The organism is Tenacibaculum sp. XPcli2-G (assembly GCF_024124505.1).
In the GTDB taxonomy this organism is placed as follows: Bacteria; Bacteroidota; Bacteroidia; order Flavobacteriales; family Flavobacteriaceae; genus Polaribacter; species Polaribacter mesophilus.
Window position 1 is genome coordinate 226,675 of record NZ_JAMXSH010000003.1, and the last position, 15,606, is coordinate 242,280.

Consider the following 15,606-nt stretch of genomic DNA (forward strand, 5'->3'; position numbering starts at 1 on the left):
TATTAGCGGTAGCCAAGATAAAACAAAATAAAAAACCGTACAAAAATGTACGGTTAAAATGATGTTTTCAATATTGATAAGTAAGCTTACTGTATAAAATTACGTTGTCGTTTGGCTTCAAAAGTTAAGATAGCTGCAGCAACCGATACATTCATGGAATCAATTTCTCCTTGCATTGGGATGTTGATATTCTGAGTAGCTTTGTCTCGCCAAACTTGCGTTAATCCTGTAGCTTCAGTACCCACTACCAAAGCAGTAGCCTTAGTATAGTCGTTTTTATGGTATTCGTTTGAATTTTGTAGGGTAGCACTGTAAATATTAATGTTATGCTCTTGTAAGTACGCTATAATGTCTTCAGAAGTACCTGTAGCTATCTGATTGGTAAACACACAACCCACACTAGAACGTATGATATTAGGATTGAATAAATCCGTTTTAGGGTTGGCGATAAAAACAGCATCCACATTAGCAGCATCAGCGGTACGAAGCATAGCACCAATGTTTCCTGGTTTTTCAATACCTTCCATAACTAATACGAGTGGGGTAGTGGTGTTGAATTCAATAGTGTCTAAATCGAAGTTTTTAGCTTTTACTACAGCAATAATACCCTCGGTAGTATCACGATAGGCAAGCTTTTGGTATACCTCTTTTGTTATTTCTATACAATTAGCAGCCTTATTTAGAATTTTGTTTACACTTTCTTCGGTAAACATATCAGCAACAAACAGCAGGGTATCTATTTCATAACCTCCTTTAACAACTAACGAAATTTCACGTTGTCCTTCTACTAAAAACAATCCTTTCTTCTTGCGTTCTCTAGATTTCTCTTGAAGCTTTAAAAGCTCTTTTATATAGGCGTTTTGTGTACTACTAATCTGTTTCATCTGCTATTATATCTAAATACAAAAGTACTATTCTGTTTTATAATAAAATACCATCTTGCTAAAAGAATAATTACTAGCTATAGCTGTTGTTAGGCAAACAACAGTACTGTTGCCCAACACCAAACACCACTGTTGTTTAACACTAGATGCTACTGTTTGAACCTTCAAACAAAACCAAAATATGGGGTATACTAGTTTGTATTAAGCTTCATACAGTAGTGTATGAAGTCACCCGACACTACTGTATGGTGTTATAATACAGTGGTGTATGAAGTTACCATACAGTAGCGCATACCTATTATTCGTGCATAAAAAAACATCATTCTTTTACGGAATGATGTTTAATAGTTTATTAAATTGAAGAGATTCCTTCGTTATACTTCCTCGGAATGACGTTAAAATTGTTGTCATAGCGAGGAATGATAATGACGTGGCTATCTCTTAGTTTAGAAAGACATTCTATTGATTTTTATACTTATTAGCATAACGCTTCCATAATTTTGTTTGATGCGATTCTAGGCTAATTTTTCTTCCTTGGATAAAAGCATCTTTTAAAATATTGGTACGCATATCTAAAGCATCACCTTCAGAAATAAATAGGGTAGCGTCTTTACCAATTTCTAAGGTTCCTACGTTGTTGTCAATACCTAAAATTTTAGCATTGTTTTGAGTAATTAATTGTAAGGCTTTTTCTTTACCTAACCCGTAAGCAGCGTAAGTTCCTGCATAAAAAGGCAAGTTACGTGTACTCATACGTTCCATATCTCCTTCCATACCTAAACCAACTAAAATACCTGCATCGGTTAATATCTTAGCAACTCTAAAAGGTCTGTCATAATCTGCATCTTCACCATTAGGCAAACGGTGAGCACGTTCTAAAATAACAGGTACATTGTTAGCTTTTAATAAGTCAGCAACTTTTTCAGCCTCTTGTCCGCGAACAATCACGATATTTTTAACTCCTAATTCTTTACATACATTTACAGCATCAGTAATTCCTTTTTCTCCTGATACGTGTACAAACATTTTTTGTGTACCGTTTAAAACGCCTTGTAAAGCTTCGTATGGTAAGTTTTTAGGTGTTTTGTTACCTGCTAGGTAGCTTTTTGCATTGGCGAAAAATTTTGTAAGCTTATCAATGCTTTTTTGATAGTTTTTGTTAGGCTTTAATCCTGGATCTTCACCCATCCACCAACGACCTCTCGAGAATACTTGAGGCCAGTTCATGTGAACGCCGTCATCAGTTTTAATAGTAGCATCTTCCCAGTTCCAAGCATCTAATTGTACTACCGAAGAGGTTCCTGAAATAACACCACCACGTGGAGCAATTTGTGCCATTAATACTCCGTTAGGACGCATGGTTTCTACTACTTTACTTTCTGCATTATAGGCAATAATACTACGGATGTGTGGTAGCATTGAACCTACCTCATCAAAGTCTCTTGTTGCACGTACAGCATCAATTTCAGCTAAACCTAAAGAGGTGTTTGCCGCAATGAATCCTGGGTATACGTGTTTTCCTTTGGCATTAATAACAGTTCCCATACGAGCAATTCTGCTATTAGCATTTCCTACATGGGCTATTTTACCGTTAGAAAACATGATTAAGGAGTTTTCAATTACTTCTCCGTTTCCTAAATGTGCTGTAGCACCTTCAATACTATAAGCTTCAGTTTGCTTGGGTGCTGGTGTTTGTTGCGCTATTATACTTCCTATAAATAAGAAGCATACTATGTTATATATATATTTAATTTTCACGTTTTATATTTTTGTTACTATTAGTTTATACTTAGTAGTTAATCTTACTAAATTTCTCTGTGAGGATTACTCTGTGTCACAGTGAAATAATTTCTGAGTTTTCTTTTTAGGAGCTTGTGTTTTACCTCCTTTAATCTTCTCTTGTAACATCATATTGATTAGCTTAGCACGTTCTGCTTTAATAGCTTTACGCTTTTCTAAGTCTTTTTCAATATCAAAATAAACAGCTCCGTCAATAATTGTTTTTTCTGCTTTAGAATATACTGAAAGTGGATTTCCGCTCCATACTACAACATCAGCATCTTTACCTTCTTTAATACTACCTGTACGGTCGTTTAAGTGTAATAGTTTTGCAGGATTGATAGTAACTGTAGCCCAAGCTTCTTGTTCGCTTAAACCTCCGTATTTAATTAGTTTAGCGGCTTCTTGGTTCAATCTACGAGACATTTCTGCATCATCAGAATTAATAGCAACGGTAACTCCTTGGTTGTGCATAATAGCAGCGTTGTATGGTATAGCGTCGTTAACCTCGTATTTATATGCCCACCAGTCAGCAAAAGTAGAACCGCCAACTCCGTGTTCTTTCATTTTATCTGCTAGTTTGTATCCTTCTAAAATGTGGGTAAACGTATTAATGTTAAAGTTGAATTGTTCTGCAACTTTCATTAACATATTAATTTCTGATTGTACGTAAGAGTGACAAGAAATAAAACGTTCTTTATTAATAATTTCTGCTAAGGTTTCTAACTCAATATCCTTACGATATGGCTGTCCGCTTTTCTTTTTAGCATCGTATTCTTTCGCTCTTTGGAAGTAGTCAATATATACTTGTTCAACTCCCATACGTGTTTGAGGGAAACGAATGGTATTTAAATCTCCCCAGTTAGATTGTTTTACGTTTTCACCTAAAGCGAACTTGATAAACTTAGGTGTGTTGTTGTATAACATTCCGTCAGCATTCTCTCCCCATTTTAGTTTGATAATTGCTGAGCGTCCACCAATTGGATTCGCAGAACCGTGTAATACCTGAATAGAAGTAACACCACCCGCAATGTTTCTGTAAATATTTACATCGTTAGGGTTGATAACGTCTTCAATAGTAACCTCAGCTGTTGAGTTATGTCCTGATTCGTTTACTGCTGAAGTAGCAATATGTGAATGCTCATCAATAATACCAGCGGTTACATACTTACCAGTTCCGTCAATAACTTTTGCACCTCTTGAAGATAAGTTGGTGCCTATTTTGGCTATTTTACCATCTTTAATTAATACATCGGTATTGTTTAGTACTTCGTTGTTTTCAGAAGTCCAAACCGTAGCATTTTTAATTAAAATAGTTTCTTTTTGTGGAGCAGTTGGGTTTCCTAATCCGATATTTGGGTATGAGACAGCTACTACTTCAGGAGTAGTCTCTTTTTTCTTGTCGCCTTTCTTTTTAGCGTCAGCTTTTCCAGTATAAGTAGCATTCCAAGTACTTTCATTTCCATCGTTGTCGGTAGCTGTACCCGTAATTTGTTGTTTGTTTTGTACTAATGCTGTTAAGCGAGTGTAGTTGTCACCATCTTTAAGAGTTATATGTAACCAGTCGTTGCTAAAAGATGATTTACTGTTTACCTTTTTATCTCCACTTTTTAAAGCAGCTGTTTGTTTAGCTCCTTTACCAGTAATGGTCATATCGTACGATTTTCCGTTAACTGTTAACGTGTACTTACCTGTAATATCTTTAATATCCATTGAGTTAATGGTGTTTTTATCACCCTGTACCCAGTTTTCATATAAAGTAGTTTGTTTGTCAAAAATATCACCAGAAGTAATTAAGAAGTTAGCATAACTACCAGCTTTCAAATTTCCTATTTTATCATTCTTTAAAATCTTGGCAGGTACTGTAGTTAATGCTTCTAAAGCTGTAGTCTTATCTAATCCGTAAGTAATTGCTTTTTGTAGGTTACTACTAAATTCTTTTGCCTCTTTTAACTTATATGTAGTTAATGCAAAAGGAACCTTGTTTTTTGCTAAAATTGAAGGGTTTGCTGGTTCTTGATTCCAAGAGCGCATATCACTTAACGCAATTTTATTTGCTAAGAAAGGGTTTGATACATCGTATGCCTTTCTAAAATTAATAGGAATAATGTACGTAGCATTGGTTGCTTTAATATCATTGATTCTTTCATATTCGTTACCGCCACCTACAATGGTATATTGAATTCCAAATTCGTCACCAATTTTATCAGCACGCATATTATCTAAATATCCACCTGCATTAAATATTTGAGGTAACTCTTTTTTACTGTTTAGAGCTTCTAAAGCTAAATCGGTATTTTTTGCATTTCCTTTAGCATACCAGTCAGCGTCTAAATATGTTTGACGTAATAATGCCATGGCTCCCATACGTGAAGTAGGGTAGCTTTGACGTGATTTAGCACTTTTAGAAAACGATAAGTAGTTTCCTGATTGTTTGTCTAATATTCTGTAAGCATCAGAACTATTAGGGTTTAAAGCAACTAAAACTCCGTTACCTTGCATAATACCGTCTTCTAGGTGTGTATTAACAGCACCGAAACCTAAAGACAATAATTCTTTAGCTTTTTTAGTATCAAAGTTAAACTCAGCAGCAGCATCTACATCAGGACGAATATGGTCGTTCCAGTAATATCCTTTTCTACCAGCATCGTATTGTGGTCTTTTACCACGACCACTTTCACGTTTAGGTTTTGCGATACCAAAGGTTGAATAGGCATCTACAAACGAAGGATACATAGACTTTCCGTCTAGGTTAATTACTTGTGCTTCGTTAGGTATGTTAACGGATTTACCTACAGCAACAACTTTTCCGTCTTTAATAAGTAGTGTTCCTTTTTTTATTACTTGGGTAGGTGTAACATAAATAGTAGCATTGGTAAATGCATACACGCTGTTTTTGGATGACTTTACTCCTGTGTTGGTAGGAAAGTACTCTTGTGCAAAAGAGCTACTAATACACAGGGATAAGAGTAAGAATAGTATTTTTTTCATTTAATATTGAGTTGATTAGCTTATAAAAATAGATAGTTAAAGAGGAAAACAATTCCTTTTAACAAAACATTAAGAATTAATCACAGGGTGATAGCCAAGAATTTAATCCACCAAGGCTTGCCTAATAGACTTAAAATGGGTTTTCTTATAGTTCTTTGTTTAATTGCCCTAAGATAGTTTAGTTAAGAACTAGTTTTCCAATCTTTTCATGACCAGATAACCAGGCTGTATTACTATCAATAAACTGAATAGCATAGTAGCTTTCCTTGCTTATTTGTTTCCAAGTATGTCCACCATCGTTAGAAAATGATATTCCGGTTTTTCCAACAGCAAAAACTTCTTCTCCGTTCGTGTTAGGTACATACTGTACGCAGCTTTTGTAATTAGGATTGGTATTATTAGCTACGAGTGTCCATGTTTTACCACCATCGGTAGTAATTGCTTTATTAGCGTTATTGTCTTCCGGTTTTGAGTAGTTTCCTCCAATAGCAATTCCATGGTTTTCATCATAAAAATCAATAGAGTAAATTCCTTGTGGTCCGTTACCTTGTACAATTGGGGTGTCAAAAATCTCCCAAGTGTTTCCAAAATCGGTAGATTTTAAAATACGTGCTTTGGTTCCTCCAGAACCTATCCAAACAGTATTGTTTACAATAGCAATATTGGTGTTACTAGCAGCAAAGAAGGCTTCTCCTTCTTCAAAAGTAGGCAGCTGTGAGCAAGGTAGTTTTGTCCACGTATTTCCTCCGTCTGAGGTAAGAATAATAGACGGACAATCTTCTGTAGGATCACCAACGGCAATACCATGTTTTCTATCGGCAAAGAATTGCATACAGTCGTAAAAAACCTTTTCGTGTTCTTCCTTATATACCAATTCATATTTGTTTTCATATCCTTTATATAGTAAGGCTGGGTTTGCTACCGATAAGGCAAATATATTTTCACCATTTTTAGCAATGCTTCTAAAGTGCGGTATAATAGTATCGTTATACTTTAAACTTTGTGTTTGCCATGTTCTACCACCATTTTTTGTTGTTGTAATATCTCCTTTAGAGCCTGCAAAAATTAACTCATCGTTACTAATAGCTAGTATAGCTCTAATACTGGTACTATCTTGTTTAAACTCGGTAATTTTAATAGTTTCAAAAGTTCTTGGGGCTTTCTTTTCTTGCTTACAAGATAGTATTGTTAAAGAGAGTAAGAAAAGGAATGATAATCGTTTCATGTGTTTGTTTTAGTTGTTTTAAATGGAGCAAGTAACCTTAGAAATTTAAATTAATTAGTAAATATGTAGAGAAAGTTTACTTTACCTATGTTGGTTCCATATTTTTGATATTTTTACAGAACTAAAAATAGGAAAACCAAACTTAAATCAATGAAAAAAGCCTTAGTAATTTCAGGAGGAGGAAGTAAAGGAGCCTTTGCAGGCGGTGTTGCACAATACCTGATGAAAAATAAAAATAAAGATTACGACATGCTTTTAGGAACATCAACAGGTAGTTTGATGGTTTCGCATTTGGCTTTGGGTATGATTGATGAATTAAAAGAAATATATACATCGGTAGATCAAAAAGCTATTTTTAGTAACAGCCCATTCAGAGTAAAATCGGTACATGGAGAAAAGGTGGTTTCTATACGACATAGAAACACGATTTGGAACTTTTTAAATGGTCGTAAAACTTTTGGTGAGAGTAAAAACTTACGAAAGCTTATAAGTAAAAGTGTTACTAAAGAAATGTACGACGAAATTAGAAGGCTGAATAAAGAGGTTGTAGTAACAGTATCCAATTTAACCGCGAATCAAATTGAGTACAAATCTATCTTAGAATGTGAATATGAAGATTTTTGCGATTGGATTTGGGGTTCGTGCAATTATGTACCTTTTATGAGTTTACTAGAAAAAGATCATTGTCAGTATGCTGACGGTGGTTTTGGAAGTTTAATACCTATACGAGAAGCCATAGCAAGAGGAGCAACGGAGGTGGATGCCATTATTTTAGCAACAGAAGTAACACAAATGAACAGATTGCCTGCTAAGAACCCTTTTTCGCTGATGATGGATACCTTTGATTTTATGTTGGAGAATGTTGAGCGACATAATATTACCATAGGAAAGCTTTCTGCAAAACAACATAATGTAAAGCTGAATTTATACTATACGCCAACGGTATTAACAACCAATTCGTTAGTTTTTGATAAAGAGAAAATGAAGAAATGGTGGAAATCGGGCTATAAGTATGCGAAAAAGCTGAATGATGATAGAATGACAGAGTTTAGACCAGAGATGGTAGATAATCAAGAAATAGAGGAAGGAATAGAAAATAGTGAAGTATGAAGTTTGGAAAAGTAGCACAACCAGAGTTAATAGATTTTACATTACCTGAAACACACCCTAAAACAATAGAGCTATTAAACTCTTATGAAAAGAGTGGTAAACCTAATGTGTATGTGGGCTGTGCAAAATGGAATAAAGCAGATTTGAAAGGATTTTATCCGAGAGGAACTAAAGATGAATTGGAGTATTATTCGAAACAATTTAACTCTATAGAACTTAATGCTACTTTTTACCGACAGTTTCCTGCAGAACAGTTTGAAAAGTGGAAAGCTAAAACTCCTGAGAACTTTAAATTCTTTCCCAAACTAGGGCAGGAGATAAGCCATTGGAAGCGTTTACAGGGTGTACAAGATGCGGTAAATGTGTATTTAGACAATGCTTCACATTTGCAAGAGAAGTTAGGTACCATCTTTTTACAGTTACATGCTAATTTTGGAAATAAAAACTTTGATAGATTACAAAACTTTGTAGTAAGTTGGCCTAAAGGTATACCATTGGCTATAGAAGTACGCCATCCGGATTGGTTTGAAGACACAACGGTGTTTGAAGAGTTTACACAGCTGTTTGAAGAACATAACATAGCCAATGTGTTAGTAGATACAGCAGGTAGAAGAGATATGATGCATATGCGTTTAACGAATAACGAGGCTTTTGTTCGTTATGTTGGAGCAAATCACCCATCAGATTATACACGTTTGGATGATTGGGTAGTTCGCTTAAAAGAATGGAATGATTTAGGATTAGAGAATATTCACTTTTTTATCCATCAAAATTTAGAAGTAGAATCACCATTGTTGGCAGCCTACTTTATAAAAAAGCTAAATAAGGAATTAGGAGTTGATTTAAAGATTCCTAATGAAGAGAATAACCAACAAATGAGTTTGTTGTAATTTGTCTTAAACTTCAGACAGTACTGTCTTTAATCACAAGACAATGGTGTCTAATGGTACCGTATGCTAGTGTCGTGTGTAATAAGATGGTAGGTTATTGAATAAATAGTATTAAAAAATCCAGCTGAGTAAGCTGGATTTTATTTTATATCGTTTTGTTCTTTATTTTAACTCCACATACATATTGTTATAATCAGGGCGCATCATATTTGAATTCCATGATGGAGAAAATTGAACTCCTTTTTTCATGGTAGGTACTCCTTTTGCTCCTGTAGTAATGTATTGAATGGTTCTTTGTAATAAAGGTTCGTTAGGGTCTCCTAAAATACCTAAGTTACCTGGATCTTCATCAATGATAACCTCAGGAATAAACCCTTCAGGAGCATTTTCACCATCTTTATTTTGAATTTCTAATACAATAGGTTGCATTGCCCACGTATGACTCTTTAAGTTATCGCCATTACGAGTATAATCGTCAGAATCGTATAAGGTAATAGAACCAACATGCTTTCCGTAAGTTTGAGTTCCTACTAACTTTACATCAATATAAGGCTTTAGTGCATTGATAACTAATTCGGATGCAGAGGCAGAATCATCAGAAACTATAAAGTAAATAGTATTTAGGTTTAAGCTATTAATAGCTTCATCTAATACTACATTTCCTTGTTGGTCTTTATTTAAAATCTGATTAGTAAAGTTATTGATTAATAAATCTGGGTTTGTTACCTCCATCACTTTATGATTCCATACTTGTTTCGCAAACAAATCACCAGTAAACTGTCCGGTAATCATACTTCCTAAATAAGTAGCTGTTTGTACAGAACCACCACCGTTATAACGTAAGTCGATGATTAAGTCGGTAAGACCTGCTGATTGAAACTTAGCAAATTCAGCATTTAACTCTCCATCAAAGTTTCTAGAGAATTGATTGTACATTAAATACCCAATGGTATGGCTACCACTAGTAATTACATTGGTAACTTTTATCGGATTTTCTGTTACTTGAGATTTGGTAACTGTAATAGTTGTTCCGTTACTAACAGGATTTCCTCCATTATAATCAGCTAAATGAATAGTGAATGTATCATTATCTAATAAATCATTTACGTTGCTTCTGGTTATAGTTGTTCCGTTAATCTCAGTAATAATCATTCCACGAGTAACTCCTTGTGCATCGGCATTAGAACCAGTAACAACATCGTATACATATATATAATAGCCTCCAGAACCATCAGCATAGTCAGCTCCTTCTAATTTCATCCCACTTGTAAGACGTATTCCCGCAAAAGATTCTTCTAATGCAATATAATCGTCTACAATCCATGAATAGGTTCTGTTAGGATCTTTAGGGTATTCATTAGGCATGTACAATAAACTGTAAAATAAATTAGTAGGATCGTCATATCCTGATAAATAACTATACAGTTCATTATCGTTATTAAAACGTCTGTCAGCTAAGTCAGGGACTAAGTCTTGCCATAAGTAGTAAGCGTTTAAACCTTTCCAAACGAAATTTTGGACTTCAATATTTTTGGGTGCATCGTCTTTTTCACTACATGAAACAAGTAGTATTGAAAAAAAGATGATTAGGGATGCTTTTAATAATTTCATAAGAGTATATTAGTTGTAACAACAACGCAATTTACTGAATAATATTATTTTTTTTATTATTGATGTAACAAACTTGAAACTGCGTCGTCGTAGATATGTAAACCTGTTAAATAAGACGCAATTGTTTTAATAGGCTTACAAAACTAATTAACCAAACCATGAACCAATCGGACTTTTTAAAAGTTGTATTACCATTTAAAGACAAAGTCTTTCGTTTAGCGAAAAGATTATTGGTTTCTACTGAAGAAGCTGAGGACGCTACACAAGAGCTGTACTTTAAATTGTGGAGAAATAGAGAGAAGCTCTCTAATTATAAAAATGTAGAGGCATTTGCTATGACCATGACGAAGAATTACTGTTATGACAGATTAAAGTCTAAACAAGCTAGTAATTTAACATTGGTTCATAGTAACTATAAAGAGAAAGACACTCCTCTAGAAAAGAGAGTAGAACATAAAGACAGTGTAAACCGAGTACATGAGCTTATAGAGAAGTTACCAGAGCAGCAAAAAATAATCATACAATTAAGAGATATTGAACAATATGATTTTGATGAAATATGTAAAATGGTTGATATGAAACCGACAGCTGTAAGAGTAGCATTATCAAGAGCTAGAAAAGCAATAAGACAAGAATTAATAAAACAACACAACTATGGAGTTAGCTAACATAGAGAAGTTATTAGATAAATACCTAGACGCAGAAACAACATTGCAAGAAGAGCAAACGTTACAAGAGTATTTTACCTCAAACAACGTGGCACCGCATTTGCAAGAATATAGTATGATGTTTAGCTATTTTAAACAAAGTAAAGACGAAACCTTTACGAAAACCATTCAGTTAAAACCTGAGAAAACTAAGAAGAACTGGAAATGGTTATCAGTAGCAGCGTCAGTAGTCTTACTATTTAGTGTATTCATGGGTAATGAAGAGTACAAAAAGTATCAACAACGTAAACAGTTTGCACAAATTAAAGAAGCGTTGCAGCTAGTTTCAGTCAATCTAAACAAAGGAAACGATGCATTATATGCAGTTTCAAACAACCTAAAAAAAGGAAATGATGCTATTGAACAATTAGGAGCCTACGAAGAAACAGTAAACAAAGTAATAAACACAGTAAATTAATTAAGAAAGTAAAACCAAGTACTTATAAACCAAGAAAATCATGAAAAAAGTAATATTATTATTCGCATTCGTATTTATAGCTAATGTTAGTTTCGGACAATCAATGTTCGATAAATTAGAAGACCTAGATGAGGTATCATCAGTGGTAGTAAATAAAGATGCTTTTGAGATTTTATCTAAATTCAAAGTAGAGTCAGAAGATAATGAAGCAATGGAGGTTTTTAAAATGATTCAAGACTTACAAGAATTAAAAGTATTTTCAACTGAAAGCGCAAAAGTGTCTGCTGAAATGGAAAGCATGGTAAAGTCTGCCATTAAAAAAAGTAATTTAATAGAGTTAATGCGTGTAAAAGACAAAGATTCTCGTGTTAAAATCTATGTAAAGTCTACAAAAAACAAAGACTTTGTAAGCGAAGTATTAATGTTTGTAAAAGACAAAAATTCTAATGGTAACTCACCAGAATCTGTAATAGTTTCGTTAACTGGTAATATCGACATCAACAAAATGTCAAAATTAGCAGAGACGTTTTCTAAAGACGGAAAGAAGAACAAATAAAAACAAATAAGGCAGCGTTAACAAATTAACGCTGCTTTTAATCAAAAACTAACAACAATGAAAAAACTATTTATATACTCAATGTTACTAGTAGCGTTTGTAACAGTTTCTTGTAAAACAGAATCTTTACAAAGCTATTTGGTAGAAAGCCAAGAAAAGGAAGGCTTTATTACGTTTGATGTACCCGCTAGTGTATTACAGTTAAGTATGGATAAGGCATCTGAACAAGATAAAGAAGCGTATGAAAGCATAAAGAAAATAAATATTACAGGAGTTCCTTATAAGAAATTAGATGAAGCTAGTTATGAGGCGGAAAAAGAAAAGCTGAAAGCTATCTTTAAAAAATCTAGTTATAAAGAATTAATGAAATTCAAAAAAGATGGAGCGAATGCAGCAATTTACTACACAGGAGATGCTGATGCTATTGACGAAATCGTAGCTTTTGGTTACGGAAAAGAAATGGGAGTGGGAGTTGCACGAATTTTAGGAGAAAACATGAATGTTGGAAAGATTATGGAAATGATGCAAAAAGCTAAGATGGATGCAGGGAATTTAGATTTAAAGCAATTTAAAATGATTTTCGATGATAAATCATTAGAAACAGAATAAAAATTAATAGTAAGAATATAAAAAGCCACCAGATTACCTGGTGGCTTTTTTATATATTTGGCAAATTTTCAAAAAAATTATATGAAAAATATTACTTTAAAGTTATTTTTAGTGCCATTAATTACGTTTTGTATATTATCGTGTGACACTGAAGAAAATGAAGAGTCTTTAGTTGATGAGGTAAAAATTAGTTCTTACAATATTGTCGATAATACAATAAATGGAGTAAGTACAAAGACAGAACTAGAGTTTCACAATACTAGCTATGATAACATTGTTTCTTATGGAATAAAATGGTTTAGAAAATCTAAAAAAGAATTCTATGAGAAAGAATACACAGGATTACAGTCAAGTTTTTTTGATGCGTCTATAACAGAGAAGTTATTAAAAGACTCAATTTATAAAACCTTTTCTTTTGTAAAGTTTAAAGATAAGATTATTACTAGTGATACATTAGAATTTATAAGCAATTTTACAACACCTATAGTTATTGATAGTATCTATCCTAAGAATGGTTTTATTTACGATACTTTAACAGTAAAAGGTAAAAATTTTTGTGATTCTGAATTTCGTAATCTAATTTATTTCAATGGAGGAGGATATAGACCTTTTTCAGTCTCAGACTCCATAATGAAAGTTGTTATCCCTCCATATTTAAAAACTTCTAACCTAAGTTTAGGAGTAAGAACTTGTGCAATAACCAAAAACATAAAAGACATATATACAATAAACGCCCCTATATTAGATTCTATTGAGTCTAAAGAAAGGTATGTAGGAGAAGTATTAAAACTTTATGGTAAAAATTTACACCATTCTATATCAGAGTTATGGTTAGATAATATTAAAACAGAAATTAAGTATACTGATTATAAAGATACTTTATTGGTTATAGTACCAAAGGGTTTATCAAAAGGGAAAGTAGATTTAAAGTTAAAAGTTTTAGATAGAATTACAGAGAAGAAAAGTTTTTATCAAACTACTAGTCCATATATTATTTCTACTATCCCTGAAACAATAGGTTTTTTTGATATAGTTACGATTAAAGGAAATTATTTTAAACAAGGAAATGAAATTCCAAGAGTAACTATAGGAGGATCAAATCAAACTTTATTAAGTTACAATAAAGAAGAAATCAAAATATTAGTAAACAGATATTTTTATACCTCCAATCCAGAGTTAAAAATTGAGATTAATGGTTTTGTAGATGTAGCTACAGTAAAAATGAGAGCTCCAAAAATTTTAGAGTTTGGCAAACCAAAATATCACTTTACAGATGAAGTTGTTATTAAAACAGATGCTTTTATTGATAGAAATAATTTAAAAATAGGAAATACCCCTGTAAAGTATGGAAATAACTATCAAATAGATGATGATGGTGCTATAAAGATATCCTTAAACGAGTGGTTACATTTAAATACATATTACCCAAGTTTTGTTATGGAAGAAGAGGGTAAATTAAAAGTGGAACTAGAAAATCAATTTGGATATGACTCTTCTATGATACAAATTTATCCACCTCAAATTAACTCATTAGATAAAAAAGTTTACATGTACGCAGATAACGTTACTATTAAAGGAAACGACTTCGGATATGGCAGAATTAATAAAATTTATATAGATGGAGAGCTAGTTACAAACCCTAATAATTCTTCATATACAGTAAAGAATACCGAAATTAAATTTAGATTAGGAATTAATACAACTCCTGGTACACATAGATTATACGTAGAGGTTGGTGGACAAAAGTCAAATGAAGTAGAATATGAAATAGAGAAATCAGAAGTACATTCAGTTAGTAAAAATGAAGCTACAAGAAAAGATAATTATATCGTATATGGAGATAATATTGAAAGATTGTCCATTAAAGCAAATGGAGAAAATTGTGAAAATATATCGAGTAGCCCTACAAAATCTGAGTTTAAATTTCCTTATTACAGAAAACTAGAAGGTGATATAAAAATTACAGGATCTGTAGGAGATCAAAAATTTGATATAGCAACCTTAAAAGGAGTTGAGCCGCATAACCTGATCAATAATACGCTTGATAATATTAACCTTTTAGGAACTTGTATTTCTGGATCAAATTTTAAAGATTGGTATTTTATTAATTATTTAGGAGTCTTTAAATTTAATCACAGTTCTGAAAAATGGGATATGATTGATAACAATCCACCTCCTTTTTCAACTTTTATGGGAGAAGAAAGGGTGTTGACAGTTACAGATGCTGAATTAATATTACCTCTTAATGAATATATTTATAAATATGATATAATAAATAAAAGTTGGACTAGTCAAAAAAATGACATACTTGTTAATAAAGGAATCTTAATAGGAGATATACTTTACGGTATGGATTATAGTAAGTTATATGAATATAATGTAAAAACAAAAGAAAAAATTTATAGAGAAAAATTTAACACTTACAATTATGAAACAGTAACTTACGGAGACAATAAAATTTTTGTTAATCCTTGGCAAGGACAAGTATTCTATTTTGATATCATAACAAAACAATTTAATTATATAGGAAGACCAAGGAATCATTTTGGTACATATCAAAATGTAGCTTTAAAGTACTATAATGATAAACTTTATTATATAGGAGGTTTAACAGATGGAGGTAAAGAACATAGAATATATGAATATGATTTTATAGAAAATAATTGGAAAGAAAAAACCCCCATGCTAATTAAAGGCTTTGATAATTCTATACATATTAAAGATGGAGTCTTTTATATAGGTTTAGGAAAAGACTTATATGGCTATGATAATAAAACCTTAAATAAATATTATATAAATAAAGATTTATATTAAGTATATAAGAGC

Annotated in this window: 12 protein-coding genes; 7 read left to right on the forward strand and 5 right to left on the reverse strand. The window is 32.6% G+C overall.

Annotation, left to right across the window (positions count from 1 at the left end; all coding sequences use genetic code 11):
* Positions 1 to 86: 86 nt before the first annotated feature.
* The 4 genes from NH341_RS08785 to NH341_RS08800 form a co-directional block, all read right to left on the reverse strand.
* Positions 87 to 884, reverse strand: coding sequence for an RNA methyltransferase (locus NH341_RS08785; protein ID WP_253056502.1), 798 nt, complete (start codon positions 882 to 884; stop codon positions 87 to 89).
* A gap of 459 nt (positions 885 to 1,343) precedes the next feature.
* Positions 1,344 to 2,642 carry an amidohydrolase family protein gene (locus tag NH341_RS08790; protein ID WP_253056504.1) on the reverse strand — a complete coding sequence of 433 codons (1,299 nt, stop codon included), beginning with the start codon at positions 2,640 to 2,642 and terminating at the stop codon, positions 1,344 to 1,346.
* Positions 2,643 to 2,708: 66 nt separating this feature from the next.
* Positions 2,709 to 5,654 carry an amidohydrolase family protein gene (locus tag NH341_RS08795; protein ID WP_253056506.1) on the reverse strand — a complete coding sequence of 982 codons (2,946 nt, stop codon included), beginning with the start codon at positions 5,652 to 5,654 and terminating at the stop codon, positions 2,709 to 2,711.
* A 178-nt stretch (positions 5,655 to 5,832) separates the two neighbouring features.
* The gene (locus NH341_RS08800; RefSeq protein ID WP_253056508.1) at positions 5,833 to 6,879 is read right to left on the reverse strand and encodes an oxidoreductase; all 1,047 of its coding nucleotides are present in this window, start codon (positions 6,877 to 6,879) and stop codon (positions 5,833 to 5,835) included.
* 150 nt (positions 6,880 to 7,029) lie between these two features.
* Here NH341_RS08800 and NH341_RS08805 point away from each other — a divergent pair, with 150 nt between their 5' ends.
* Positions 7,030 to 7,989, forward strand: coding sequence for a patatin family protein (locus NH341_RS08805; protein WP_125344893.1), 960 nt, complete (start codon positions 7,030 to 7,032; stop codon positions 7,987 to 7,989).
* Positions 7,986 to 8,879, forward strand: a complete 894-nt coding sequence (locus NH341_RS08810) for a DUF72 domain-containing protein (RefSeq protein WP_253056510.1) — start codon at positions 7,986 to 7,988, stop codon at positions 8,877 to 8,879. Before NH341_RS08805 ends, NH341_RS08810 begins: the two co-directional genes overlap by 4 nt.
* Positions 8,880 to 9,041: 162 nt before the next feature.
* Here the strand turns inward: NH341_RS08810 and NH341_RS08815 are convergent, their stop codons facing one another.
* Positions 9,042 to 10,490, reverse strand: a complete 1,449-nt coding sequence (locus NH341_RS08815) for a S41 family peptidase (protein WP_253056512.1) — start codon at positions 10,488 to 10,490, stop codon at positions 9,042 to 9,044.
* A 158-nt stretch (positions 10,491 to 10,648) separates the two neighbouring features.
* Here NH341_RS08815 and NH341_RS08820 point away from each other — a divergent pair, with 158 nt between their 5' ends.
* The 5 genes from NH341_RS08820 (at position 10,649) to NH341_RS08840 (ending at position 15,594) form a co-directional block, all read left to right on the forward strand.
* On the forward strand, positions 10,649 to 11,158 hold the full coding sequence (locus NH341_RS08820) for an RNA polymerase sigma factor (protein ID WP_253056514.1): 510 nt from the start codon (positions 10,649 to 10,651) through the stop codon (positions 11,156 to 11,158).
* Complete coding sequence (locus NH341_RS08825) at positions 11,145 to 11,615, forward strand: hypothetical protein (protein ID WP_253056516.1); 471 nt, start codon at positions 11,145 to 11,147, stop codon at positions 11,613 to 11,615. The genes NH341_RS08820 and NH341_RS08825 overlap by 14 nt, the downstream gene beginning before the upstream one ends.
* Before the next feature lie 40 nt (positions 11,616 to 11,655).
* The gene (locus tag NH341_RS08830) at positions 11,656 to 12,171 is read left to right on the forward strand and encodes a DUF4252 domain-containing protein (protein WP_047788704.1); all 516 of its coding nucleotides are present in this window, start codon (positions 11,656 to 11,658) and stop codon (positions 12,169 to 12,171) included.
* A gap of 57 nt (positions 12,172 to 12,228) precedes the next feature.
* Positions 12,229 to 12,780, forward strand: coding sequence for a DUF4252 domain-containing protein (locus tag NH341_RS08835; RefSeq protein WP_253056518.1), 552 nt, complete (start codon positions 12,229 to 12,231; stop codon positions 12,778 to 12,780).
* Between the two features lie 81 nt (positions 12,781 to 12,861).
* Positions 12,862 to 15,594 carry an IPT/TIG domain-containing protein gene (locus NH341_RS08840; RefSeq protein ID WP_253056520.1) on the forward strand — a complete coding sequence of 911 codons (2,733 nt, stop codon included), beginning with the start codon at positions 12,862 to 12,864 and terminating at the stop codon, positions 15,592 to 15,594.
* The last annotated feature ends 12 nt before the right edge of the window (positions 15,595 to 15,606 follow it).

Bases quoted from the DNA above. Each gene is read 5' to 3' on its own strand.
- NH341_RS08785 (WP_253056502.1), bottom strand. From the start codon at position 884: ATGAAACAGATTAGTAGTACACAAAACGCCTATATAAAAGAGCTTTTA.
- NH341_RS08795 (WP_253056506.1), bottom strand. From the start codon at position 5,654: ATGAAAAAAATACTATTCTTACTCTTATCCCTGTGTATTAGTAGCTCT.
- NH341_RS08800 (WP_253056508.1), bottom strand. From the start codon at position 6,879: ATGAAACGATTATCATTCCTTTTCTTACTCTCTTTAACAATACTATCT.
- NH341_RS08805 (WP_125344893.1), top strand. From the start codon at position 7,030: ATGAAAAAAGCCTTAGTAATTTCAGGAGGAGGAAGTAAAGGAGCCTTT.
- NH341_RS08810 (WP_253056510.1), top strand. From the start codon at position 7,986: ATGAAGTTTGGAAAAGTAGCACAACCAGAGTTAATAGATTTTACATTA.
- NH341_RS08815 (WP_253056512.1), bottom strand. From the start codon at position 10,490: ATGAAATTATTAAAAGCATCCCTAATCATCTTTTTTTCAATACTACTT.
- NH341_RS08820 (WP_253056514.1), top strand. From the start codon at position 10,649: ATGAACCAATCGGACTTTTTAAAAGTTGTATTACCATTTAAAGACAAA.
- NH341_RS08825 (WP_253056516.1), top strand. From the start codon at position 11,145: ATGGAGTTAGCTAACATAGAGAAGTTATTAGATAAATACCTAGACGCA.
- NH341_RS08830 (WP_047788704.1), top strand. From the start codon at position 11,656: ATGAAAAAAGTAATATTATTATTCGCATTCGTATTTATAGCTAATGTT.
- NH341_RS08835 (WP_253056518.1), top strand. From the start codon at position 12,229: ATGAAAAAACTATTTATATACTCAATGTTACTAGTAGCGTTTGTAACA.
- NH341_RS08840 (WP_253056520.1), top strand. From the start codon at position 12,862: ATGAAAAATATTACTTTAAAGTTATTTTTAGTGCCATTAATTACGTTT.